Annotated in this window: 22 protein-coding genes and 1 pseudogene; 17 read left to right on the plus strand and 6 right to left on the minus strand. The window is 61.5% G+C overall.

Annotation, left to right across the window (positions count from 1 at the left end; genetic code table 11):
* Positions 1-258: 258 nt before the first annotated feature.
* Positions 259-717: a VOC family protein gene (locus AC097L_RS18585; RefSeq protein WP_479588184.1), complete on the minus strand. Its 459-nt coding sequence runs from the start codon at positions 715-717 to the stop codon at positions 259-261.
* 861 nt (positions 718-1,578) lie between these two features.
* Here AC097L_RS18585 and AC097L_RS18590 point away from each other — a divergent pair.
* Positions 1,579-2,778, plus strand: a complete 1,200-nt coding sequence (locus tag AC097L_RS18590; RefSeq protein ID WP_479588186.1) for an MFS transporter — start codon at positions 1,579-1,581, stop codon at positions 2,776-2,778.
* On the opposite strand, the gene AC097L_RS18595 is transcribed toward AC097L_RS18590, so the two are convergent.
* The gene (locus AC097L_RS18595; protein WP_479588188.1) at positions 2,753-3,616 is read right to left on the minus strand and encodes an LOG family protein; all 864 of its coding nucleotides are present in this window, start codon (positions 3,614-3,616) and stop codon (positions 2,753-2,755) included. The two genes, AC097L_RS18590 and AC097L_RS18595, sit on opposite strands and share 26 nt — an antisense overlap.
* Before the next feature lie 223 nt (positions 3,617-3,839).
* Here AC097L_RS18595 and AC097L_RS18600 point away from each other — a divergent pair, with 223 nt between their 5' ends.
* The 15 genes and pseudogenes from AC097L_RS18600 (at position 3,840) to AC097L_RS18670 (ending at position 19,223) form a co-directional block, all read left to right on the plus strand.
* A complete protein-coding gene (locus AC097L_RS18600; protein WP_479588190.1) occupies positions 3,840-5,186 on the plus strand; it encodes a dicarboxylate/amino acid:cation symporter in 1,347 nt (448 codons plus the stop codon).
* A gap of 256 nt (positions 5,187-5,442) precedes the next feature.
* Complete coding sequence (locus AC097L_RS18605; protein WP_479588192.1) at positions 5,443-6,213, plus strand: alpha/beta fold hydrolase; 771 nt, start codon at positions 5,443-5,445, stop codon at positions 6,211-6,213.
* A gap of 140 nt (positions 6,214-6,353) precedes the next feature.
* On the plus strand, positions 6,354-7,397 hold the full coding sequence (locus tag AC097L_RS18610) for an AraC family transcriptional regulator (protein WP_479588194.1): 1,044 nt from the start codon (positions 6,354-6,356) through the stop codon (positions 7,395-7,397).
* Positions 7,398-7,460: 63 nt separating this feature from the next.
* Positions 7,461-8,750 (plus strand): anthranilate 1,2-dioxygenase large subunit AndAc, encoded by a 1,290-nt coding sequence (andAc, locus tag AC097L_RS18615; RefSeq protein ID WP_479588196.1) that lies wholly within the window; start codon positions 7,461-7,463, stop codon positions 8,748-8,750.
* Positions 8,751-8,788: 38 nt separating this feature from the next.
* Positions 8,789-9,271 (plus strand): anthranilate 1,2-dioxygenase small subunit AndAd, encoded by a 483-nt coding sequence (gene andAd, locus AC097L_RS18620; protein WP_479588198.1) that lies wholly within the window; start codon positions 8,789-8,791, stop codon positions 9,269-9,271.
* 11 nt (positions 9,272-9,282) lie between these two features.
* Entirely contained in the window at positions 9,283-9,642 is a 360-nt protein-coding gene (gene andAb / locus AC097L_RS18625; protein ID WP_479588200.1) for an anthranilate 1,2-dioxygenase ferredoxin subunit AndAb, read from the plus strand.
* 70 nt (positions 9,643-9,712) lie between these two features.
* The gene (locus AC097L_RS18630; RefSeq protein ID WP_479588202.1) at positions 9,713-10,909 is read left to right on the plus strand and encodes an ABC transporter substrate-binding protein; all 1,197 of its coding nucleotides are present in this window, start codon (positions 9,713-9,715) and stop codon (positions 10,907-10,909) included.
* A 34-nt stretch (positions 10,910-10,943) separates the two neighbouring features.
* Entirely contained in the window at positions 10,944-11,864 is a 921-nt protein-coding gene (locus AC097L_RS18635; RefSeq protein WP_479588203.1) for a branched-chain amino acid ABC transporter permease, read from the plus strand.
* 6 nt (positions 11,865-11,870) lie between these two features.
* Complete coding sequence (locus AC097L_RS18640; protein ID WP_479588205.1) at positions 11,871-12,833, plus strand: branched-chain amino acid ABC transporter permease; 963 nt, start codon at positions 11,871-11,873, stop codon at positions 12,831-12,833.
* Entirely contained in the window at positions 12,830-13,582 is a 753-nt protein-coding gene (locus AC097L_RS18645) for an ABC transporter ATP-binding protein (RefSeq protein ID WP_479588207.1), read from the plus strand. The genes AC097L_RS18640 and AC097L_RS18645 overlap by 4 nt, the downstream gene beginning before the upstream one ends.
* 1 nt (position 13,583) lies before the next feature.
* Positions 13,584-14,303 carry an ABC transporter ATP-binding protein gene (locus AC097L_RS18650; RefSeq protein ID WP_479588208.1) on the plus strand — a complete coding sequence of 240 codons (720 nt, stop codon included), beginning with the start codon at positions 13,584-13,586 and terminating at the stop codon, positions 14,301-14,303.
* Positions 14,304-14,326: 23 nt separating this feature from the next.
* Positions 14,327-15,385 carry a CDP-6-deoxy-delta-3,4-glucoseen reductase gene (locus AC097L_RS18655; protein WP_479588210.1) on the plus strand — a complete coding sequence of 353 codons (1,059 nt, stop codon included), beginning with the start codon at positions 14,327-14,329 and terminating at the stop codon, positions 15,383-15,385.
* A 6-nt stretch (positions 15,386-15,391) separates the two neighbouring features.
* Positions 15,392-16,261, plus strand: a complete 870-nt coding sequence (locus AC097L_RS18660; protein ID WP_479588211.1) for an alpha/beta hydrolase — start codon at positions 15,392-15,394, stop codon at positions 16,259-16,261.
* Positions 16,262-16,312: 51 nt separating this feature from the next.
* Positions 16,313-16,617, plus strand: a pseudogene (locus AC097L_RS18665) (dienelactone hydrolase family protein); the annotation flags it as partial.
* A gap of 299 nt (positions 16,618-16,916) precedes the next feature.
* A complete protein-coding gene (locus AC097L_RS18670; protein ID WP_479588213.1) occupies positions 16,917-19,223 on the plus strand; it encodes a penicillin acylase family protein in 2,307 nt (768 codons plus the stop codon).
* Between the two features lie 35 nt (positions 19,224-19,258).
* Here the strand turns inward: AC097L_RS18670 and AC097L_RS18675 are convergent, their stop codons facing one another.
* Positions 19,259-20,314 (minus strand): quinone-dependent dihydroorotate dehydrogenase, encoded by a 1,056-nt coding sequence (locus AC097L_RS18675; RefSeq protein ID WP_479588214.1) that lies wholly within the window; start codon positions 20,312-20,314, stop codon positions 19,259-19,261.
* 43 nt (positions 20,315-20,357) lie between these two features.
* Here AC097L_RS18675 and rpiA point away from each other — a divergent pair, with 43 nt between their 5' ends.
* Entirely contained in the window at positions 20,358-21,053 is a 696-nt protein-coding gene (rpiA, locus tag AC097L_RS18680) for a ribose-5-phosphate isomerase RpiA (RefSeq protein ID WP_479588216.1), read from the plus strand.
* Here the strand turns inward: rpiA and AC097L_RS18685 are convergent.
* From AC097L_RS18685 to AC097L_RS18695, 3 genes are all read right to left on the minus strand, one after another.
* Positions 21,045-22,043, minus strand: coding sequence for a hypothetical protein (locus tag AC097L_RS18685; RefSeq protein WP_479588217.1), 999 nt, complete (start codon positions 22,041-22,043; stop codon positions 21,045-21,047). The genes rpiA and AC097L_RS18685 overlap by 9 nt on opposite strands.
* A gap of 261 nt (positions 22,044-22,304) precedes the next feature.
* Positions 22,305-22,937, minus strand: a complete 633-nt coding sequence (locus AC097L_RS18690; protein WP_479588219.1) for a DUF4124 domain-containing protein — start codon at positions 22,935-22,937, stop codon at positions 22,305-22,307.
* 164 nt (positions 22,938-23,101) lie between these two features.
* On the minus strand, positions 23,102-25,150 hold the full coding sequence (locus AC097L_RS18695; RefSeq protein WP_479588220.1) for a M3 family metallopeptidase: 2,049 nt from the start codon (positions 25,148-25,150) through the stop codon (positions 23,102-23,104).
* Between the last annotated feature and the right edge of the window lie 24 nt (positions 25,151-25,174).

The following is a 25,174-nucleotide window of genomic DNA, read 5'->3' on the forward strand; positions in this document are numbered from 1 at the left end:
AAGGGGGGCATGGCACATCTCCTTCAGGGCCAGGGAATATTCCCCAGCCAGAAGGCTTACCCTCAACGCCCTTCGTCGCAAGTCACACGCAAACAAAAACGCGGTGGCGGCCTGTGACGACCCGCCACCGCGTCAGCGGTTTAGTTCAACGTTTGACGTGAGAGGCACACTGCGGCAGGGCGGCATGTGGGCCAAAATGAAATGACGGCCCGCATGCCGCCCTGCCGTGGTGTTTCCTCTCGATGGAAGGGTTAGGCCTCACTGCGTGTCCGAGATCCCTTTTGTGAGTTCCTGGGCAAGCCCGATCAAGATTCCTTCCGGGCCTCGGATGTAGCATAGGCGGTAGACGTTCTCATAGTTGACCACCTGATCAACGACGGTTGCACCCAGCCCGCAGAGACGGGCGACGGTGTCGTCAATATTCTCGACGGTGAACATGACGCGCAAGTATCCCAATGAATTCACGGGGGCTTTGCGGTGATCAGATGCGATAGCAGGAGCGTGGAAGCGCGACAGCTCAAGGCGGCTATGGCCATCGGGTGTGCGCATCATCGCAATCTCGACGCGCTGACCACGAACTCCGGTGACGCGGCCTGCCCAGTCGCCCTCGATCGGCGCGCGGCCTTCCAGGGTAAGACCGAGCTCAGTGAAAAACTTGATGGCGGCGTCGAGGTCTTCGACCACGATACCGACGTTATCCATGCGCTTGACTGTCATGAGCTTGCCTTTGCGTTAAAGAGCTTTCGCCCAAGTGCTGATGTGCGTTTCGTGTAGGGCTTTTACGGCTGACCTATTGTTCTGGGCGCACAAGAGGCGGTGCCTATAGGCCTAACGTGATGTACACCGCAAACCTTGCAATTTAAATCGGCTACTGAGGTTTAAATCATCCATTGAAATTTCCTGGAAGTGGCTTGCAGGCTGGGTATTTGCAAAATAAGTGATTGTTTATACAGTCATAAAAATGTCGACAAACCCCGTATCTGAGCGATGGACCACTATAGCCCGTCGAAGTGTTGCGATTCCCTGCGTACGTGCATCTTTCATTCACAAGGTGCAGGCATGAAATGCTCTTCTTTTCATAGCTTCTTGTGCATATGGAGTGTGCGCTGGGGTCAACTTTTTTAAAAATTTTAATGAGAGGTTTGTGGGGGTCTATGTCGCCATGGATGCCACAGTTGCCACCGGGCGCAACTGCCGGCCGGGGATGCGGGCTGGGACTCAGAAAACGTCAATGCCAACCCGCCAATAGGGGTCGGAGCCCCAATGCGGGCCACAAGGTGCTCGACCGGCGAGCCAACCGCGCGCAATTGGGATCCGACCCCTATTGGCTACTGCCTGTTCAAACGATGAAGCAAGCTATTTTTTGATAGTCAAAAACAGGAGCACGTTGCGCATATTCCATATGCGCTGAAAGCCATTTTGGCATCTTTAAATAGGTTTAAATTTTAGAAATAACGACCCCACCAAGCCGCCCGCATCCAACCATAGCGCTGGCGTTGGCGGAGCGGGTAAGCTCAGCGGCATCTGTATGCACCGCATGCTTTGCACTAGCGCTCTCTTTCATTTCTCCATACCCCTATGACCCCCGCATTGGCCCGCCTGATCGCCGCCCAGATCTTTTTGCATGCTTGCATGACCGGTATCCGCCTGGCTGCGCCCTTGCTGGCTTTGCATGCCGGGTACAGCGGGCTGGCGGTGGGTGGCTTGCTGGCCTTGTTTGCCTTGACCCAGGTGTTTCTGGCCCTGCCCGCCGGACGCTATGCCGACCGGCACGGCCTGCGCAAGCCGGTGACCATCAGTGTGGGCATGGCCGTGCTGGGCGCGGGGCTGGCGGCGGTGTTTCCGGTCTACCCGGTGCTGTGCGCGAGCGCGCTGCTGACTGGCGGGGCCACCGGCATTGCGGTGATTGCCTTGCAGCGCCACGTAGGCCGCGCGGCCGAGGGTTCCACCCAGCTCAAGCAGGTGTTCAGTTGGCTGGCGCTGGGGCCTGCGTTGTCCAACTTCATCGGGCCGTTTGCGGCGGGGTTGATGATCGACCACGCGGGGAGCGTGCCTGCCGATACCTGGGGCTTCCAGGCCGCGTTTGCCCTGATGGCGCTGCTGCCGCTGGCTACCTGGGCGTTGGTGCAAGGGGTGCAAGAGCTACCGGCCATCCACGCCGTGCAGGGCGCAGCCAAGCCACGCGTGCTGGATTTGCTGCAGGACCCGATGCTGCGCCGTCTGCTGCTGGTGAACTGGTTTTTGTCGTCCTGCTGGGACGTGCACACTTTTGTGGTGCCCATCCTGGGGCATGAGCGCGGCCTCAGCGCCTCCACCATCGGCACCATCCTGGGCGGTTTTGCGATTGCAGCGGCGGCGGTGCGCATGGCCATGCCGATGGTGGCCGCGCGCCTGCGCGAGTGGGCGGTGATTGTGGGTGCCATGTGGATGACGGCGGCGCTGTTTGCGCTGTACCCGTTTTTGCCCGGCGCGGCGGCCATGGGCGTGTGCTCGGTATTTTTAGGCCTGGCGCTGGGCTCGGTGCAGCCCATGATCATGAGCACTTTGCACCAGATCACCCCGGCGCACCGCCATGGTGAAGCACTGGGCCTGCGGCTGATGACTATCAACGCCTCCAGCGTAGTGATGCCGTTGCTGTTTGGTGCGGCCAGCACGATGGTGGGCGTGGCCGGGCTGTTTTGGGTGGTCGGGCTGCTGGTGGGCGGTGGCTCACGCACCGCCTGGGCCCTCAAGACCGCGTCGTTTGACGGGGCTACAGCTTATAAAACGAACGGATAGCGGTCCACGCGTCTTCGGGGGTGTCGACGAAGTTGAACAGGTCCATATCACTGGCAGAGATGGCGCCTTCTTCGATCAGCACGTCAAAATTGATCAGCTTTTTCCAGTAGTCGGCACCAAACAAGATGATGGGCACGGCCTTGGTTTTGCCGGTTTGCACCAGGGTCACCACTTCAAACAGTTCGTCCAGCGTGCCAAAACCGCCGGGGAAGGCCACCAGGGCTTTGGCGCGCATCATGAAATGCATTTTGCGCAGAGCAAAGTAGTGGAACTTGAAGTTCAGGCTGGGCGATACGTAGCGGTTGCCGCCTTGCTCGTGGGGCAGGGCGATGCTCAGACCCACGTTCAGCGCGCCCATTTCGTGGGCACCGCGGTTGGCGGCTTCCATGATGCCGGGGCCGCCGCCGGTGCAGATGTAGAGCCGGTCGGCGGCGGCACGGTCGGCGCTGTAGTTGGCCACCAGCCGGGCGAACAGGCGGGCCTGGTCGTAGTAGCGGGCGTTGCGCATGCGGCGCTGGGCGACTTTCAGGGCCTCGGCATCGCCGCTGGCTTCGGCGGCTGCCAGTGCAGGCTGCGCGTCTTCAGGGGCGGGGAAGCGGGCGCTGCCAAACACGACGACGGTGTTTTCAATTCCCTGGGCTTGCTGGGCCAGGTCGGGCTTGAGCATTTCCAGCTGGAAGCGGATGCCCCGGGTTTCGCGGCGCAGCAAAAACTCGGGGTCGGCAAAGGCCAGGCGGTAGGCATCTGTGTCCAGCGGCTGGCCGGTGTTGGAGTGGGCTTGCAGGTCGGCCCAGGCCAGGGCGACGTTACGGTCATTGAGTATGTCGGTGTTTTCCATAGGTAGATTGTGGTCCTAAAACGTGACGCTTTGGCGCTGCGGGGCGGTAAATGCCGTGCAAACGGTGTAGTGGGGGCTGCGTGGGTTTGACCCAGGCCTGAGCTCTGGTTTGGGTTTCCCCACCGTAGTTTCCACAATGGCGAGACGTATTTTCGCGAATAAATTGAGAGTTGTTCTGCTGCCTGTGTGGGCGGCCATTTATTTACCCAGAAAGGTTTGCACCATGCGTTCAGACACTCCCTTGGCCAAAAAGCCGTTTTACAAGTCCCTTTATGTGCAAGTGCTGATTGCGGTGGCCTTGGGCGTAGCGCTGGGCCATTTCCAGCCCGATCTGGGTGCGCAGATGAAACCCTTGGGCGATGGCTTCATCAAACTGATCAAGATGCTGATTGCGCCCATCATTTTCTGTACCGTGGTGGTGGGTATCGCCGGTATGGAAGACATGAAGAAAGTGGGAAAAACCGGCGGCCTGGCGCTGTTGTACTTTGAGATCATGAGCACGCTGGCCCTGGTGGTCGGCCTGGTGATGGTCAATCTGGTACAGCCCGGTTCGGGCATGCATGTGGATGCTGCCTCGCTGGACACCAAGGGCATTGCGGCCTACACCGCGCCCGGCAAGATGGTCACCACCACCGACTTTTTGCTCAACGTGATACCAAGCACCGTGGTGGATGCGTTTGCCAAAGGCGAAATCCTGCAGGTGCTGCTGTTTGCGGTGATGTTTGGCTTTGCGCTGCACAAGTTTGGCGGCCGTGGCACGCAGGTGTTTGACTTCATCGAGAAGTTTTCGCACGTGATGTTCGACATCGTGGGCATGGTGATGAAGGTTGCCCCGATCGGCGCTTTCGGTGCCATGGCTTTCACCATCGGCAAGTACGGTGTGGATTCGCTGGTATCGCTGGGCAAGCTGATGGGTACCTTTTATGGCACCTGCCTGATCTTCGTATTTGTGATTTTGGGCATCGTGACGCGCTTGCACGGCTTCAGCATCTTCAAGTTCATCAAATACATCAAGGAAGAGCTGCTGATCGTGCTGGGCACCTCGTCCAGCGAATCGGTGCTGCCCCGCATGATGGAGAAGATGGAAAACGCGGGCGCCAAGAAATCCGTGGTCGGCCTGGTCATTCCCACCGGTTACTCGTTCAACCTGGACGGCACCTCGATCTACCTGACCATGGCGGCCGTGTTCATCGCCCAGGCTACCGACACCCCGATGACGCTGACGCAGCAGATCACCTTGCTGCTGGTGCTGCTGTTGACCTCCAAGGGCGCAGCCGGTGTGACGGGCAGCGGCTTCATCGTACTGGCCGCTACTTTGTCTGCCGTGGGCCATGTGCCGGTGGCGGGTCTGGCGCTGATTCTGGGCATCGACCGCTTTATGTCCGAAGCCCGTGCCCTGACCAACCTGGTCGGCAACGGTGTCGCCACGCTGGTGGTGGCTAAATGGACTGGCGACCTGGATATGAAGCGCCTGGATGCCGTGATGAACAACGAAACCTGGGAAGAGGCCAACACGCCCGAAGTGGTGCTTGACAAGACCACTACACGCATGGCGGGCACGGGGCACTAAATTTTATATAAAAATGGCTTCCAGCGTATGTTCTTATTGCGCTATTAGCTATTAAATTTGCAGCATTTGAAAAAAGCCACCGCAATCGACTTGCGGTGGCTTTTTGCTATGTGGCTGGTAGGTGTTATTTGCCCAACGCGGCAGTGCCATGGCTCTGCTAATCATTGATGGTGTCGAATGGTTTTATCCAAATAAACCATTGGATAGATTGGGTTTGCCTGGTTAGGCTTACAAAAACTGTAACGACTCCACCACCATGACCTCTCTGCACACCGTCCAACTGGCCGACGGACCCGCTGCACCGCTGGTGCTGAGCCATGCCTTGGGCTTGGACCACACCATGTGGCACGCTTTCAGCCGCCAGTACGCAGGCCAGCGGCCCGTATTGGCTTACGACCACCGAGGCCACGGCGCATCGGCTGCCAGCCCGGGGCCTTACACCATGGCGCAATTGGTGGAAGATGCCGCGCAAGTGGTGCAGCGCTGGAACCGGGGGCCGGTGGTGTGGCTTGGCCTGTCTTTGGGGGGCATGGTGGGGCAGGGCCTGGCGATTGCGCATCCGGCTGCGGTGCATGCTCTGGTGCTGGCGCATACCACCTCCGTCTACCCCGCCCCAGCCCAGGCCAACTGGGCGCAGCGCATCCAGACCGTGCAGCGCGAAGGCATGGCGGCGGCGGTGGACATGGTGGTGCAGCGTTACCTGGCCCCCGATTTCCAAAAAAGCCATCCGCAAACGGTGGCATGGCTGCGCCAGATTTTGCTGGCTACCCCTGCCGACGGCTATGCCAGAACCTGTGCCGCGGTGGCCCAGGTGGATTGGACGCAGGGATTGCACCGCATCCGGTGCCCCACGCTGGTCCTGGCGGGGGCGCTTGACATGGGCGCGCCGGTTGCCATGTCAGAGCAAATCCACCACGCGATAGCGGGTTCGCAATTGCAGGTGATCGCTGAGGCGTCCCATCTCAGCCCGCTGGAGTGCCCCGAGACATTTTCCAGTCGGGTGAATGCCTTTTTAGACACTCTCTAGCGTTTTGGCGTAAGGGCATACGCTGTGGCGGCAGGGCCTGGCCGTGCCCTAAAGTTCAATCGGTACAGAACTTGCTGCACAAAGCTGAGGGCTGGATAACAAGCCCCTCCTGTATTTCCACGATAAGGTCAACTTTCCCGATGCTGTCCGCTGGTGTGTCTCTGGATGTCTCCCCTTTGGTGAAGCGCTGCGTGTTTCGCTCCAACGCACGCGTGGATACGCACGACCAGGTGGCGGGTGAGTTCTCAGACCACGGCTTGCAATGGTGCCGTGGCAATGTGGACACCGCCTTGTTCAAAACCAAAATACGCGCGTTGCAAATCTTCATGCTGCAATATGGTGCAGAGGTCGAGATCCGGCCCCGCCCGTTTGATGATTTTGTGCTGGTGCATTTGTCGCTGGCGGGCACGGCAGACATTGAATCCGATGGTCGGCGGGTGCATTTACGCCCCGGTGCTGCCGCCTTGCTGGCACCGCGCCGCAGTCTGCATATGCACTGGCAGCAGGGGGCTCGCCAATTCATTTTGAAGGTGCCGCGCCATTTGTTGTCTAACCCTGGGGACGAAGCTGCACCGCCTTGCCCATCGGTACAGCAGCTCACCGATATGCAAGGCCTGCAGTGGCAGTTTTTGATGCAGTCGCTGCTGCACGTGACCAATCTGCCGTCCGACAACGCTGCCCACGGCGTGTGGGTCGACCATCTGGAGCGCAACGTGGCCTTGTTTTTGTGGTCCCGCCCGGGCGGTGGGGCGGATGCGGTTGACGGGGCGGCCGATGTGCCGGATGACACAGCTTGCGGCAGCGATCTGCTGCGTCTGGACAAGCTCGAATCCTATATGCGCAGCCGCCTGTGCGCCCCCATCGCGCTGGAAGACCTGGCCCGTGCCGCCGGTGTGGGCGTGCGGTCGTTGACCATGCTCTGCCAGCGCCACCATGCGCAGTCGCCCATGGTGCTGTTGCGCAATATGCGCCTGGATGCTGTCCATACCCGGTTGACGGCGCAGCCGGGTGCGGCGGTGACCGACATCGCTTTTGAATACGGCTTTGGCCATCTGGGGCGCTTTTCCCAGTACTACGCCAAGCGCTTTGGCGAGCTGCCTCGCCACACTGCGCATGCGCACGCGGGAACGCCAATATTTGTATTGCCAGAAACGGATAAGTCCGGCCGCATCTCTGCCATTTGAGGATAGCCTTGGCGCGGGGTGGCTTCTAGCATGGGGGCATCACCAATCCAGAGGTAACGCCCCATGTCTGACGCCACTTTAGAAGCCCCGATAGAGTTTCATCCCCGTGCCGACAAGGCCCCGCAACGGCCGGTTTTGTTTCCCCAGCCGGACGGCTCCCAGGTGCCTTACCAGGTGTTCAGCTCGCAAGAGGTCTATGACCGCGAGCAAGAGCGTATTTTTCGTGGCCCGATCTGGAGCTTTCTCGGCCTGGAGGCCGAGATCCCGAACGTCGGCGACTTCAAGTCCACCTTCATCGGCGATACCCCGGTGGTGGTGACACGCACGGCCGAAGGCCTGTCATGCTGGGTTAATCGCTGCGCCCACCGCGGTGCCATGGTGTGCCGCGAAAAGCGCGGCAACGCCGCCAGCCACACTTGCGTTTACCACCAATGGAGCTTTGCCGCGAATGGCGACCTGCAGGGTGTGCCGTTTCGCCGGGGGCAAAAAGGCATGGTCGGCATGCCCAAGGACTTCAAAACCGAAGAACACAACCTGCACAAACTGCGCGTAGACAGCTACAAGGGCCTGCTGTTTGCCACCTTCAGCGACGACACGCCGCCGCTGCCCGACTACATTGGTGCCGAGATGCGGCCCTGGATAGACCGCATCTTCCACAAGCCGATTGTCTACCTGGGCTGCACGCGCCAGTACTCCAAATCCAACTGGAAGCTGTACTTCGAGAACGTCAAAGACCCCTACCACGCCAGCCTGCTGCACCTGTTCCATACCACCTTCAACATCTTCCGCGTGGGCATGAAGGCGCGCTCGATTCCCGATGCCACCCATGGCCTGCACAGCATCATCACCGTGACCAAGCCCGAGGTGGAAACCGATACCGCGGCGGCCTACAGCGCGCAGAACATCCGCTCCATGAACGAGGGCTTTGCCCTGGAAGACCCGGCGCTGCTGGGCCAGATCCAGGAGTTCGACGAGATGACCACCAACCACATCCAGCCGATTTTTCCGCAGCTGGTGGTGCAGCAGATCCACAACACGCTGGTGGCGCGCCAGCTGCTGCCCAAGGGGCCGAGCAACTTCGAGCTGGTGTTCCATTTCTTTGGCTATGCCGACGACACCCCCGAGATGCGCGAGCTGCGCATGCTGCAGGCCAACCTTGTCGGCCCGGCTGGTTACATCTCGATGGAAGACACCGAGGCCACCGAGCTGGTGCAGCGCGGCACGGTGCGCGATGGCGACAAGCATTCCTACATTGCCATGGCCCGCGAAGCCCCGGAGCAGATGGATACGGTCATTACCGAGAACCTGATCCGCCGCTTCTGGGTCGGCTACCAGAAGCTGATGTCGTACTGAGCGCGTATTGAGCCCGTATTGAGTCTTTAGGAACCACCATGAACACACAAGAACGCCTCCAGCTCTGGACCGAACTGCTCGAACTGCAACACCGTTACGTCAGCGTGCTGGACAACAACCGCCTGGAGGAATGGCCAGGTTTCTTTGTGGAAGACTGCCGTTACGAAATCATCCCCAAGGAAAACTTCGATGCGGGCTTCCCCGTGCCGATCGTGTACTGCCGCAACGCGGGCATGCTGCGCGACCGTGTGCTGTCGCTGCGCAATGCCAACATCTACGAAGACCACACCTACCGCCACGCCACCTCGGGTCTGGTGATCAAAAAGTTTGAGGATGGCGTGGTCACCACCGAGTCCAGCTACATCGTCGTCATCACCAGCCAAGCTGGTGAATCCAGCGTTTACCAGGCGGGCAACTACCTCGATGAAGTGGTGCAGCTGGACGGCGAATGGCGCTACCGCAGCAAGCGCGTGGTGTACGACACCTTGCGCGTGCCCACCCTGTTGGCCACCCCCATCTGAAAGCGCGGAATATGCAAGCAAACCAAGAGCAAGTCGGCCAAGACAGCGCAGCGGCAACATGGCACGACGTAGGCGAGCCCGATGATTTTCCCGACGGTGCCGTGTGGCCGGTGGTGGCCGATGGACTGGCCGTGGCGGTGTTCCGCCAGGGCGATGCGCTGTTTGCGCTGTACGACCTGTGTACCCATGGTGCGGCCAAATTGTCAGATGGGTACGTGGAAGATGGCTGTGTGGAATGCCCCTTGCATCAGGGTACTTTCGACATCCAGACCGGTGCGCCCTGCAAGGCACCTGCGACCGAAGCGGTGCGGACCTTTCCAGTGCGCGTCGTGGCCGGTCGGGTAGAGGTGGCGGTGGCGGTGGCGGTGTAAAGCCCTGTACTCTCCCCACTGCTTGTTGGCACTTCCCCTTTTTGACTATGCATTTGACCAAGGATTGACCATGACGTGCTCCGCTTCGAGAATTTCCCGCCTGCGCCAGGCGGCTCTGACCCTGGTGGCCTCGGCCTGTGTGCTGGCACCCGCCTGGGCTGCACCGGTGAAGGTCGGTATCGCACTGGACGTGTCCGGTCCGTTTGCCGGTCCGGGTGCAGAAGCCCGTGACGGCTTCAACCTGGCCATCAAGCTGCTGGACGGCAAACTGGGTGGCCAGCCGGTGGAGTTTGTCCAGACCGATATGGCGGGCAGCCCCGACCAGGCCAAACAGTTGGTAGACCGTTTTGTACAGCGCGAAAAAATCGACCTGTTCACTGGCCCTATTGCTTCCAACGTGGCACTGGCCGTGGCCCCCACCCTGTTTGCTGCCAAGGTACCGTATTTGTCGAACAACGCGGGCCCCAGCCAGTTTGCCGGTGCCCAGTGCAGCGCCTTCTTCTTTGGCACGGCCTACCAGAATGACCAGTTCCACGAGGCTGCTGGCAAATTTGCCGATGACCAGAAGTTTGGCCGCATGGTGTTGATCGCCCCCAACTATCCCGCTGGCAAGGACGCGCTGACCGGCTTCAAACGCAAGTACAAGGGCGAGGTGGCCGACGAGATCTACACCAAGCTCGGCCAGATCGACTACGCCACCGAGCTGGCCCAGTTGCGTGCCGCCAAGCCGAAGGCGCTGTACTTCTTTTTGCCCGGAGCCATGGGCATCAACTTCATCAAACAGTTTGTTGGCGCGGGCTTGTCCAAAGACATCACGCTGGTGACCAGCGGCTTCTCGGCCGATGAAGACGTGATTTCGGCTGTGGGCGAGCCGATGCTGGGACTGTTCAACACCTCGCATTGGGCTTACGACTTGGACAACGCGGCCAACAAAGCCTTTGTAGCCGCCTTCCGCAAGGAGTACGGTGGCCGCCTGCCATCGCTTTACGCGGCCCAGGCGTTTGATGTGATTGCCGCAATGGACGCAGCGGTAAAGGCCGTTGGCGGCAATGTGGCCGACCGGGAAGCGTTGTCCAAGGCCTTGGCCAAGGCCCAGTACGCCTCGGTGCGCGGCAGTTTCCGCTATGCCAACAACCATTTCCCGGTAGAGAACTTCTACCTGCGCACCATCGGCAAAAACGCCGAGGGCCGCGTCACCAACAAGACCATCAAGACCCTGCTGGAAAACTATGGCGACAGCTATGCTGCCCAGTGCCCCTTGAAGTAAACCGCCTTTATCCGATGTATCCAGGTTTCCCACGATGAATCCGATTCTGGTTATCGAGCAGTTGCTCAACGGTGCGGGCTATGGGCTCATGCTCTTTTTGATTGCCGCCGGGTTGACGCTGGTGTTCGGCATCATGGATGTCATGAACCTGGCGCATGGCTCGCTGTTCATGGTGGGTGCCTATGTGGCGGCCCAGGTTCATGTGCACAGCGGCTCTTTTGTGGGCGCGGTACTGGTGGCCATGGTGGTGACGGTGTTGGTAGCCGTGCTGCTGGAGCTGACGCTGATGCGCCGCCTCTACGGGCGTGACCACCTGGCCCAGGTGCTGGCCACCTTTGGCGTTATTTTGGTAGCCGACGACCTGGTGAAGATGGTCTGGGGTCCATCGCCGGTAATGGCACCCACACCGCCCATGCTGAGCGGCCCGATCGAGCTGTTTGCCGGTTTGCCGTATCCGTCTTACCGCCTGGTGGTGCTGGCTGCGGGCGTGCTGGTGGCGCTGTTGCTGTATGGGCTGGTGAACCACAGCCGCATGGGCATGCTGGTGCGGGCCGGTGCCTCCGACCGCTGGATGGCCGAGCTGATGGGTGTGCGCGTCAAGCGCGTGTTCAGCGGCGTGTTCGCTCTGGGTGCCGCGCTGGCGGCGCTGGCGGGGGCGCTGATGGGGCCCATCATGGCGGTGCAGGTGGGCATGGGCGAATCCATCCTGATCCCGGCGCTGGTGGTGATTGTGATTGGCGGCATTGGCTCGGTGCGTGGAGCGTTCGTGGCCAGCCTGCTGGTGGGTTTGGTGGACACCATTGGCCGTGCCTTCTTGCCGCTGTTACTGCGCGCCACCTTACCGCCCACGCTGGCGGCCGATGTAGGCCCGCTGTTTTCCGAAGTGGCGATGTACGCCTTGATGGCGGTAGTGCTGAGCTTTCGGCCTGCAGGTTTATTTTCTGCAAAGGCCTGAACGGGTATGACGAACAACCTATCTTTCTCCTGGGCGCGTGCGCTGCTGCCTGCGGTGGTGTTGCTGGTGTTGGCCCTGTTCCCCTGGGTCGCCAGCCAGTTCGGGCTGGACTTCTACATCGGCTTTGTACGGCGCATTCTGGTGTTTGCGCTGGCTGCTGCCAGCCTGAATTTCATCATGGGCTATGGCGGCATGGTGGCGCTGGGGCACGCCGGGTTTCTGGGTGTGGGGGCCTATACCGTCGTAGCTTTGACCGAGGCGGGCGTTACTTCGGCCTGGCTCGTCTGGCTGGCGGCGATGCTGTTTGCCGCGTTGGCGGCGGCGCTGGTCGGGGCGGTGTCGCTGCGCACCAAAGGCGTGTACTTCATCATGATCACGCTGGCGTTTGCGCAGATGCTGTACTTTGTGTTTGTGTCACTGCGCAGCTACGGCGGTGACGACGGCTATACCCTGGCCGTGCGGCCGCTGCTGGGCCTGGGGCTGAACCCTATGGACGAGTCCACCCTGTATTGGGTGGTGCTGGCCATCGTGGCGGTGGCGCTGTGGTGGTTGAACCGTGCCACCGGCTCCCGCTTCGGCGTGGCGCTGGCAGGCATCCGCGACAACGAAACCCGCATGCGGGCGCTGGGCTACCCGGTGTACCGGCTGCAACTGGTGGCTTTCACTGTGGCGGGCGCCATGGCCGGGCTGGCGGGTGCGCTGCTGGTCACGGGCAACAGTTTTGTCAGCCCTTCCTCCATGCACTGGACGCAATCGGCCACCTTGATCGTGATGGTGGTAATTGGCGGGCTGGGGCGGCGCTGGGGCGGGCCGGTGGGGGCGGCGGTATGGCTGGTGTTGGAAGAGGTGCTGAAGCTGAATACCGACTACTGGCACCTGCCGCTGGGCATGCTGTTGATCGCCACCGCCTTGTACGCGCCGAAGGGCTTGGCTGCGCTGCTGGAATGGCGCGCGGGGAGGACCGTATGAGCTTGTTCCAAGTACAAGGCCTGGTGAAGCGCTTCGGCGGTTTGCTGGCCACCGACCATGTGAGCCTGGAGGTGGCCGCAGGCGAAATCCACGCCCTGATCGGCCCCAACGGCGCAGGCAAGACCACCTTGGTGAACCAGATCTCGGGCCTGCTGCAGCCTGATGAGGGCCGGGTGCTTCTGGACGGTGTGGACCTGACGGCGCTGTCCATGCACCGCCGTGTGGCCCTGGGGCTGACGCGCTGCTTCCAGGTGACGCGCATCTTTCCCCAACAGACGGTGCGCGACAACCTGCTGCTGGCGGTGCAGGCCCAGGCGGGCAGCAGCTTTCGCTTCCTGCAGCCGCGTAGCCAGGCACATGGTTTGTTGGATGCAGCCCAGCGTTTGGCCGAACGGGTGGGTTTGCACGACCGCATGGACCGCATTGCCGGAGCCCTGCCGCACGGTGCGCAGCGCGCGCTGGATGTAGCGCTGGCCTTGGCTGCCAGCCCGAAGCTGCTGCTGCTGGACGAGCCCATGGCCGGCATGGGGCCTGACGAATCCGCGCAGATGGTCACGCTGATTTCCACGTTGCGCAAAGACATGGCGGTGCTGCTGATTGAGCACGACATGGATGCGGTGTTCCGCCTGGCGGACCGCATCTCGGTGTTGGTCTACGGCAAGGTGCTGACCGTAGGCACGCCCGAGCAGATCCGCAACAACCCCGAAGTCCAGGCGGTCTATCTGGGCACTGAAACTCTGGAGTCCTGAGATGGCCACCCTTGACGCGCTATTGCATTGCCGTGCCATCGAAGCAGGCTACGGTGCCAGCCAGGTGCTGTTTGGCATCGACCTGCAAATAAAGGCGGGCGAAGTGGTGTCGCTGCTGGGCCGTAACGGCATGGGCAAGAGCACCACCATCAAGACCATCGTCGGGGCGCTGAAGCCCATCGCAGGCGACATCCAGTTTGCCGGTCAGTCGGTGCGTGGTCTGAAAGCAGATGCGATTGCACGGCTCGGCCTGGCCATCGTGCCCGAGGGGCGGCATGTGTTTCCCAACCTCACGGTGCGCGAGCATTTATTGGCTTTTGCCGATAACCGCAACGGTCTGCGCGACAGCTGGACTCTGGAGCGCATCTACGCCACTTTTCCCCGGCTGAAAGAGCGCGAGAACAACCTGGGCAACCAGCTATCCGGCGGCGAGCAGCAAATGCTGGCCATTGGCCGCGCGCTGTCCACCAATCCGCGCCTGTTGATCCTGGACGAGGCCACCGAAGGCCTGGCTCCCGTGATCCGCGAGGAAATCTGGCGCTGCCTGGCCACGCTGAAGGCGGCTGGGCAGACCATTCTGGTGGTTGATAAATACGTGCACCGCCTGGTCGGCCTGGCGGACCGCCATGCCATTCTGGAGCGCGGGCGCGTGGTGTGGCAGGGCGACTCGGCTGCACTCAATGCCGACCGCAGCCTCTGGTCCCGCTACCTCACTGTGTAACCAAGCTTTTTAAGGTCCAACCCATGCTGGATATTGCCGAAGACCGGCCGGTCGCAGCCGCGCTGCGCACCCATGCCATCACCTTGTTCCCCAGCGGGAGCTGTTTCAACGCCCAGGAGGGCGAAAGCCTGCTGGATGCAGCGGCCCGTGCGGGCCTGCTATTGCCGCACCAATGCAAAACCGGTACCTGTGGAGCTTGCAAATCCCGCGTTGTCAGCGGCGACACCCAGAGGTTGCTGCCCGATGCCCCCGCGCTCAGCCCGGAAGAGGCCGCGCAAGGCTTGCGCCTGCTGTGCTGCACCAGTGCCACTAGCGCTGTGCAGGTGGAATGTGCCGAGATTCCGCATATCCCCGGTATCGAGGTGCGCAAGCTGCCGGTGCGCGTGGCCGCGATGGACCGGCTGGCCTCCGACGTGGTGCGCATACAGTTGCAGCCGCCCGCAGGCCAACATCTGCACTATGCCTGCGGCCAGTACGTCAACGTGCTGCTACCCGGCAATCGGCGGCGCAGCTACTCGCTGGCCACGCCACCCGGCGCAGACACGCTGGAGCTGCACATCCGCCACCTCCCCGGCGGCTTGTTCACCGGCCAGGTGTTCGGCAAGCTCAAAGCCCGTGACGTGCTGCGCATCGAAGGCCCCTTCGGCACCTTTGGTATGCACACACCCAGCGATGCACCGGCGATTCTGCTGGCCAGTGGCACCGGTTTTGCGCCTATCAAGGCCCTGGTGGAGCAGCTCATAGCCACTGGCAGCCAGCGCCGCCTCCACCTGTACTGGGGCGGACGCACGCGCCAGGATTTGTATCTGCACACCCTGTGCGAACAGTGGCAGCAGGCGCTGGCAGGCCGATTGCACTATGTGCCGGTGCTGTCCGATGCCACTGCAGCCGATGGCTGGGCTGGCCGTACCGGCTTTGTGCACCAGGCCGTGATGCAGGACCACCCGGATCTGTCGGGCCACGAGGTCTATGCCTGCGGCGCACCGCCCATGGTCGAAGCGGCCCGGCGCGACTTCGCCGTACAGTGCGGCATGCGCCCCACGGCCTTTTTTGCCGATGCTTTTGTAGCCCAACCCAATTGAGACACCATGACCTCTGTTCCCGCTGACGTGCAGACTTATTACGACCGCCAGTACAACGCCCGTTTGTCCGTCCAGGATGTGGGCCTGGTGCTGGCGCAATACCGTGCGCAGAGCGCGCCGGTGCTGGCCTGGCCCCAGCGCGTAGCCAATCAGCGGTATGGAGACAGCCCCACCGAGCTGCTGGACATTTACCCGGCCAAGGTGCCCAACGCCCCGGTCTTCGTCTTTATCCACGGCGGCTACTGGCGCGCCCTGACCAAGGAAGACTCGGCCTGCGTGGTGCCCGCGCTGCATGCGGCCGGGATCACCGTGGTGGTGGTTGATTACGACCTGATGCCCACCGCCTCGCTGGACCACATCGTGGACCAGGTGCGCAAGGCCACCGCCTGGGTGTTCCACCATATTGCGCGTTACGGCGGTGACCCGCAGCGCATCCATGTCTCGGGCAGTTCGGCGGGCGGCCATCTGGCAGGCATGCTGGTCACGGGTGCCTGGCATGCCGACTACCAGGTGCCGAAAAAGGTGGTGAAGGGGGCTGTGCTGCTCAGCGGCTTGTTCGACCTGCAGCCGCTGACGGTTTTGCTGCCCAACACCTGGATGCAAATGGACGAAGCCTGTGCCGTACGCAACAGCCCGCGCTTTGCCATTCCCCCGGCAGGGTCTGCGCAGGCCGGCAAAATTTTGGTCTGCTGCGGCGAGTATGAAAGCACCGAGTTCAAGCGCCAGTCCACCGACTTTTTGGCCGCCTGGAAGGCCCGCTGCCTGCCCGGCGACTGGGTGGACACGCCCGGCACCAACCACTTCGACATCGTGTTGACACTGGCCGACAGCAGCTCGCCCTTGTTTGCGGCGACCCTGCAACTGCTGCAGGGTTGATTGCTATTAATTTAATAGCTACTGGCGTAGGTAGATTACGCGCTTAAGGCACTTTTTCGCACGGTCGGTACGATCTTGGTGGTGGATGAAATGCTGTTTGCTTCACCCACACCACCGAGACTCCGTGGATGCTGCCCGGCGTGGCACCTACCGGTCGGCGGGGCGAAATTCCGGTGCTGGCGGTGGTCAAGTTCCGCGGCGACAAGCTCTTCCATGGGCACATTTACTGGACCCAGGCCAGCGTGCTGGTGCAGATTGGTCTGCTGGACCCCAAGGGGCTGCCGGTAGCGGGGGTAGAGACGGGGCCGAAGCTGCTGGATGAAAACCTGCCGTCGAACGGTTTAATGCCGCTTTAGTCTGGCCGGGCGGACGCCTTGTGCGCCAGAGCCTTGAGCACAAGACCTTGAAGCTACACGTATTGCTGACCGTATTCCTTCCTCAAAATGGAGGGCATAAAGGCGGTGTGCGGTGGCTGTAAAGTGTTTTTCCCAGTACTCTTTTTAAGTTCCGTTCCAACTGCATATTTTTGTATTCGAACGGTCTTGGAGAACCATACAAGGGGAATTGCATGCAAGCCATTCAGTCACTGTGCCATCCAAGCGCTGTGCGGTGCGGCCTTTGGACGGTAGCCGCTGCGGCACTGCTCACCGGTTGTTTGCCCACAGAATACGCCGCCACCATCCGCACCACGTCCTATGGCGTGCCGCACATTGTGGCGGACAGTTTTACCGGCGCGGGCTATGGCTATGGTTATGCATTTGCGCAGCAAAATGTGTGCTTGTTTGCAGAGGAACTGGTCACGCTGCACGGTGAGTGGGCCAAATATTTCGGTGCTACCGGCGGTTACCTGGGCCCATTGGGCACCGTGTTTGGCAACCTCGACTCCGACTTTTTCTACAAACTGGTGCTCGGCCCCGCCCAGGCAGCCCGGTTCAAGGCGGGCTCCGGTCGAGACACCCACGCATTGGCCGATGGTTTTGCCACGGGCTACAACCGTTATCTGACCGATACCGGGCTGGCCAAGCTGCCTGTCGCCTGCAGGGGCAAGCCCTGGGTCCAACCGATGACCGAAGACGATGCCTATTTGCGGTTTTCACAAGTGGCCATGACCGGTAGCGCGATGGCTTTTATCGGGGCCATAGGCAGTGCCGTGCCACCGATTGCGCCTGTCGCAAAAGCTGCCCCGGTCACCGACTTTGTCCATTCTCCGGTGCTGATGGCGTTTGAGCGCGTGCGCGACCACACCATTGGCTCCAACGGTCTGGGTTTGGGGCGCGATGCTACGCAAACCGGCAAGGGCTTGTTGCTGGGCAACCCGCATTTCCCGTGGTGGGGGGCTTTGCGGCTGAACCAGGTGCACATCACCGTGCCCAGTGAAAACTACGACGTGATGGGCGCAACGCTCTTGGGTGCGCCGGTGCCGTTGATCGGTTTTAACGACACCGTCGCCTGGACCCACACCTTTTCGACCGACAGCCGCTTCACGCTGCGCTACCTGGCGATCGACCCCGGTAATCCCACGCGCTATCTGAAAGACGGTAAATCCATCGCCATGCAGGCCGTGCCCTTGACGGTTTCGGCTCTGGGCGCAGACGGCAAGCAGGTCCAGATCCAGCGCACCCTGTACACCACCGAATATGGCCCCATGCTGAAGGACAGCAGCTTTGCCTGGACCACCGGCAGTGCGTATGCGTTTCAATATGCCAACGTGCGCAACTACCAACTCATCGACCAGGTGGTCTTGAACGGCAAGTCCACCAGCGTGGAGGGCCTGCGCCAGTCCTTGGCCACTTACAACGCGATGCCCTGGGTCAACACCATTGCCGCCGACAAAGCCGGAGACACCCTGTACGCCAATTACTCGGTTGCCGCCAATGTGCCCGACGCGCAATTGGCCGCCTGCGTGCCCCCACCGTTCCAACCATTGATGGCACGTACCGGCGTGGTGGTGATGGCCGGTACCACGGCGGCCTGCGACTGGTCAGGCAGCATTGCAGCGGCTGGACGGCCCTGGGTGAAGCGCCCGGACTACGCCATGAATTCCAACGATAGCCATTGGTGGCCTGGTTTGAACACTTTTTTGACCGGTTTTGCAAAGATCATCGCCACCGGGCCAAATGCCGAAGCGATGCCGCAAAACAACCGCACCCGTACCGGCCACGCCATGGTGCGTGACCGCCTGGCAGGTACCGACGGGCAGGGCGGCTACCGCTTCACGATGGCCAATCTGCAGCAGCTCTACCTGAAGAGCCGCTTCTTCAAGGCCGAAAAATGGTTGCCTGGCTTTGTGTCGGGTTGCCTGGCCAGCACCAGTGCGACACCGGCCGCCCTGGATGCCTGTGGCGTGCTGCAGGACTGGAACACGGCCTACACGCCAGCCAGCCAGGGCGCGGTGTTGTTCTACGAGCTGTATGCTGCGCTGGGCGAGCTCAACGATGCGTCCTGGTGGAGCGTGCCATTCAACCCGGCCGACCCGCAAGAAACCCCCAGCGGCACAGCCAACCTGGCTGCAGGCATGGCGCAACTGGAGGCGCTGGTGGCCAGCCCGCAGTTTGACAACCCCGCCAAGCGCCGTGTACGCCCCCAGGATGTTCAAGTGGTCCAGCGCGCCGAAGGAGTGCTGTCACTACCAGGTAGCCGCGCAACCTTCAACAACTGGCGTGGTGTCAAAACCCAGGTCGCCCCCGGAAGCTTTATCTATACGGCCGACCCCATTACCAATGCCGGCGCGTATGGCAACAGCTATATCCAGTTTGTCACCTGGGACCACGCCGGGCCGGTGGCCGAGGGCATCCTGACCTACAGCCAGTCGTCTGATCCAGCCAACCCGCACTTCAGCGACCAAACCCGCAAATACGCGGCGGGCGAGTGGGTCAAGCTGCCCTATACCGAGCGGCAAATCAAGGCCGATGCCCATTTCACCGAGCGCACATTGTTCGAACTGCCCGTGCTACATAAATAATAGCTATAGGCGCATGTTTTATATGCGCTTGAGGCCTATTTCTTCATATTTTTAAGAGCCAAGGCCGCCTGTTGCACCAAGGCGGGCCCCTGGTAGATCAGCCCGGTGTAGATCTGCACCACGTTGGCCCCGGCTTCGACTTTTGCCACAGCATCTGCTGCGCCCAGGATGCCGCCGACACCGATGATGGGGTAGGCGGGGCCCAGGGCAGTGCGCAGTTGGCGGATCACACGGTTGCTGGCATCCAACACCGGAGCCCCGCTCAGGCCACCGGCTTCTTCACCATGCTGCATACCCTTGACTGCGTCACGGGCCAGGGTGGTGTTGGTGGCCACCACCCCGTCCATACCGTGGCGCAGCAGGGTGGCGGCGATCACGGCGATCTGGGCTGCATCCAGGTCGGGTGCAATTTTTACAAAAATCGGCACCTGCTTGTCGTGCTGCACCGCCAGTACGGCGCGGCGTGCGGCCACGGCCCCCAGAAGGCCGTCCAGCGCCTCGTCGCTTTGCAGGGCGCGCAGGTTCTTGGTGTTGGGGCTGGAGATGTTGACCGTGACGTAATCGGCATGCGGGTACACGCCATCCAGCGCCAGCAGGTAGTCGTCGGTGGCGCGCTCGATGGGGGTGGCCGCATTTTTGCCAATGTTCAGGCCCAGCAGCATCGGCTGGCCTTGCGCCTTGCGGCGGAACTGCGCCCGCTGCACATTGGCCACAAAAGCCGCCAGGCCGCCGTTGTTGAAGCCTAGCCGGTTGATCAGCGCCTGCGCCGCAGGCAGGCGGAACATGCGGGGTTGCGGGTTGCCGGGCTGTGCCAATGGCGTGACCGTGCCTACCTCCACAAAACCAAAGCCCATGGCCCCCAATCCGTCGATGCAGCGCGCGTTCTTGTCCAGCCCCGCCGCCAGGCCCACGCGGTTGGGAAACTGCAGGCCCGCTAACGTGATGGGGTCGCTAACCCGCGTTTGGCGGTACAGGCATTCCAGCGGCGTGCCCTGGGTGCGGGCGATAGCGTTCAAGGTGAGGTCATGGGCTGCCTCGGGGTCCATGCCAAATAGAAACGGACGGGCCAGGGCGTAGGGGATAAAGGGCATTGGATAATTGGAGTTTTTTCTACTTAAGCTTGGATTTTCCCAGATGACCAACCTCATTCCCGCACTCACCCAAGACGAACTCAAAACCCTGGTCGGCCACGCTGCGCTGCGCTACGTGGTGCCTGGCGAAATTGTGGGTGTGGGCACGGGCTCTACCGTCAACAAGTTCATCGACGCATTGGCCACCATCAAAGACCAGGTCAAGGGCGCAGTGTCGAGCTCCGAGGCCAGCACGGCGCGGCTGCAGGCCTTGGGCATTCCCGTGTTTGATGCCAACGCTGTGGGCGAGCTGGCGGTGTATATCGACGGCGCGGACGAGATCGACCACCAGGGCTACATGGTCAAGGGTGGCGGCGCGGCGCTGACCCGCGAAAAGATTGTGGCCGCCCAGTCGCGCCAGTTTGTCTGCATTGCAGACGAGAGCAAGCTGGTGCAGACGCTGGGCCAATTCCCGCTGCCGGTGGAGGTGATTCCCATGGCCACCAACCGAGTCACACGCCAGTTCGCTGCGCTGGGCGGTGCGGCCACCCTGCGCCAAAAAGACGGCAAGCCTTTGGTCACCGACAACGGCCAACACATTCTGGACGTGACCGGCCTGCAGATCAGCGACCCGCTGGCGTTCGAGTCGCAAGTGAACCAATGGCCCGGCGTGGTGTGCGTGGGCGTGTTTGCCCACCAGAAGGCCAGCGTGTGCTTGCTGGGCACAGCCCAGGGCGTAAAGACCTTGGCGTTAGTGTGAGTCGACCGCTGGCCGTGTATCGCCCGGGCTAGGGGCGAGGCCCAGCGCGTTGGCCAAGGCGACATCCCAACGGTTGCGGGTGAGCTTCAAGAAGCCGTCGGCGGTGGGGTGGATTTCATCCATCCAATCACCCGACGGGGCTGTGGAGCCAGCTGCTGCCAGCGTCAACAGGCCTCTTTGGTCCACCACATATACGTTGTTCAGGGTTGCAATTTTTGTGACCAGTAGCTGGTTCAACTTGTCGATAACCGATTGGGTGACTGCCAGCATTTGCGCATCGCTTAAACCCGCAGCATGCATATTGGGGTAGAGCCACGGACCCGCAACCTTGAGTGCACCGCCGAAAATGGCCCCTTTTACCGGGCGGGGTTGCAGGTAATCGTAGCCGTTGACAAAAATCGGTGCTGCTTTGGTTCTAGCCCGGGGGCTGACATCACGCAGGGCCACAAAAGCCTGGATGTTGCCGACCACACCGTCAAAAAAGTCATCGGCATCCGGTGTTTCCAACAGGTCCAGTTGGGCTTGTAACGCAGGGCCGACAGGCAGGCCTTTGGCTTTGGCTTCGGCTTTATGGCCATACAACTCAGCAAAAAGGTTTTTCAGATCGTTACCACCGCCTGAGTACAGGATGGCATCAAAGTCAAACAGCTTGAACATGGCCTTGGTCTGGGTGGCCTGGTGGCCCCGCACCATATCGGCGGCAATGTCGCCAATATGGGACACATCCACAACCCCGGCGAACACGGGCAGACGCAGGGCATCGAGCAGGTTGGTACCTTCATAGCCGATAGGGGTGAACTTGTCGAACCAGGAGTCGCCTTCTGCGTACAGAAGCCGTTCAAAAGGGTAGGTGTTGGTGGCTGCAATCACCTGTTGCACATCACCGCCGACCGTGTCTATCCGGTGTATCGGACGCCAATACGGCTTGTGGTCGGGTGTGTAGCAGTTAGCGCTGAGCGTAAGCGCGTTTTGTGCGGTGATGGCTGGCATGCAAGTCTCCTGACCCCATAGGGTGTGCGCGCAGGCAGAACATTCAGCCGATCCGAAGTTCCGAGCACCCACACAGCTTAGGCCGAAGGCGTGTCTGCGGCATCCTCTAAACAGGTGACATGCGGGCGATACAGGAGCGATCTACAGGCCGTGCAAATAGAGCAAGCCCTGTTGCTATTCAGATAAAAATTGGCATTTAGCGCATGCTGTATATGCGCTTATAGCTACATATTCAGTAGCAAAATGGCAGATGCTGCGTTGCTAAAACTGGATGCCGGTGGGACTGCGGTTAGGTGCCGTTGGCGCAGGCGCTGTATCGGCAGCGGGGGCAGCGGGCTTGGCGGGTTCAGCTGCCGGTTTGCTGGCTACCAATGGCCGGGGGGCTGGGGGTTTGTAGCTGGCGGGCAGCACCGAGGCTTTGGGGTAGGCAGCAGCATCCAGGTACTGTGCCCACTCGACATCCGCAAAGCCCTTGAGCTGCTGGCTGCCAATGCTGCCAAAAGGCAGCGTAGTGTCGCCGCTGATGCTTTGCAGGGCCGCAATATCTTCGTTGCTGTTGACCGTGCGCTCCGTGAACGGCACGCCGCGCGAGGTCAAAAAGTTGCGGGCGCTGGCACAGGGGCTGCAGTTGGCGCTGGTGTACAGCGTGACCGGGTAGCGCTGCACGATTTCTTTGAGTTCGAAGGGGAGTGACGCGTTACTTGCGCTCCCGCCGCTGGCTGCTGCCGTGGTGACTTTGGCTTTGCTGGTGGTGGGCGGGGGCTGGTCGGAGAACGACACCTTGCCGTCCGGCCCGACGATGCGGTACACGGTTTGCGCCTGGGTGCTGGCGGCCAGGGCCAACGCGGCGCAGGCCAGGGCGGTGGTGAACAGGGTTGGGCGCATGGTCGTCATCCTCTTAGATTTTGCGTGATTACATTGCCAGCTACATTGCCAACTATGGCGGCCTAAACGCTACTTTTCAGAGATACCGTGGAACCGGCTTTGCCGGGCCACGGGTATCGCCACCTGCAAGGGGGGGGCGAAAAGCGCTTGCACTGAACCCTGGGGGTGTGCCATCAGCTTGCCATGCCTTGGTGGCGCAAGAGTGCGTCCAGTGTGGGTTCGCGGCCTCGAAAGGCTTTGAACGATTCCATGGCCGGGCGGCTGCCACCGGCTTCCAGAATCGATTCGCGGTATTTGCGGCCCGTTTCAATGCTGGGCAGGCCATCGGACCCGGCAGTTTCTTCGAACGCGGCGTAGGCATCGGCGCTGAGCACCTCGGCCCATTTGTAGCTGTAGTAACCGGCGGCGTAGCCACCCGCAAAGATGTGGCTGAAGGTGTGCACGGTACGGCTGAAGGCCGGCGCCTGCAGCACGGACACCTCGTCGCGAACCTGGCGCAGCAGGGGCATGAAATCAAGGGCGGGGTCGTGTTCGGTGTGCAGCAGCATGTCGAACAGCGAGAACTCGATCTGGCGCAGGGTCTGCAGGCCGCTCTGGAAGTTTTTGGCTTCCGTCATCTTGTCAAACAGCGCGCGGGGCAGAGCAGCGCCGGTGACCACATGCGAGGTCATGTGCTTGAGCACATCCCATTCCCAACAAAAGTTTTCCATGAACTGGCTGGGCAGTTCCACCGCGTCCCATTCCACGCCGCTGATGCCGGACACGTCGCGCTCGTTCACCTGGGTCAGCATGTGGTGCAGGCCGTGGCCGAATTCGTGGAACAGCGTGGTCACGTCGTCGTGGGTGAGCAGCGGCGGTTGGCCGTCTACACCGTCGGCAAAGTTGCACACCAGGTGGGCCACCGGGGTTTGCAATTGGCCGGTGTCGGGGCGCAGCCAGCGGGCGCGCACGTCGTCCATCCAGGCACCGCCGCGCTTGCCGGTGCGGGCGGGTTGGTCGAGGTAGAACTGGCCTACGAGCTGACCGCCGCGTTCGATGCGATAGAACTCCACCGAAGGGTGCCACACGGGCGCGCTGTCTTTGCGGATGGCTACTTCAAACAAGGTTTCGATGATCTTGAACAGGCCGCCCAGCACCTTGGGCGCAGTGAAGTACTGCTTCACCTCTTGCTCGCTGAAGGCATAGCGTGCTTCCTTGAGCTTTTCGCCGATGAAAGACCAGTCCCAGGGCTGCGGGTCGGCCAGGGCCAGGTGCTCTGCCGCAAAGGCGCGCAGGTCGGCCACGTCTTTCAGGGCATAGGGTTTGGCGCGTACGGCCAGGTCGCGCAGGAAGCGGGTTACCTCCAGAGGTGATTTCGCCATCTTGGGCACCACCGAGACTTCGCCAAAGTTGGCGTAACCCAGCAGCTGGGCTTCCTCCAGTCGCAGCGCCAGGATCTCGGCAATGATGGCCGAGTTGTCGAACTGGGTGGCATCGCCTTCGGCCTGGTCGGAGGCGCGGGTCACGTAGGCGCGGTACAGGCGCTCGCGCAGCGCGCTGGAGGTGGCGAACTGCATCACCGGCAGGTAGCAGGGCATCTTCAGGGTGAGCTTGTAGCCTTCTTTGCCCTCGGCCTTGGCGGCAGCCAGGGCGGTTTGCTGCACGTCGGCGGGTACGCCATCCAGCTCGTCGGCCGCGGCGTAGTAGGCAAAGGCATCGGTGGCATCCAGCGCGTTTTCGCTGAACTTCTGGCTGATCTCGGCCTGGCGCTCCTGGATGCGGGCGAAGCGCTCTTTGGCCGCACCCACCAGATCGGCACCGCTGAGCACGAAGTTGCGCATGGCGTTGGTGTGTGCTTGGCGCTGCTCGGGGTTCAGGCTGGCGGTGTCCACGGCCTTGTACTTGGCGTACAGGCGCTCGTCGGCACCCAGGCGGGTCCAGAACTCGGTGACGCGGGGCAGAGCCTCGTTGTAGGCTGCCCGCAGGGCCGGGGTGTCTGCCACGCTGTTGAGGTGGCTTACCGCGCCCCAGGCACGGCCCAGTTGCTCGGCACTCACGTCCAGGGCCTTGGAGATGGCCTTCCACTGCGCGGGGAAATCGGGCTGGGTGACGGTTTCCAGCGCGGCATTGGCCTGGGCCAGCAGGCTGTCCATCGCGGGGCCTACGTGCTCCGGCTGGATCTGGTCAAACAGGGGCAGGTCACCAAAATTTAACAAGGGGTTATCGAGCAGTGGATTGGTCATGGTGGTGATATGGCGTTGGGCTCG

Source organism: Rhodoferax sp. RT5P35 (assembly GCF_056521385.1).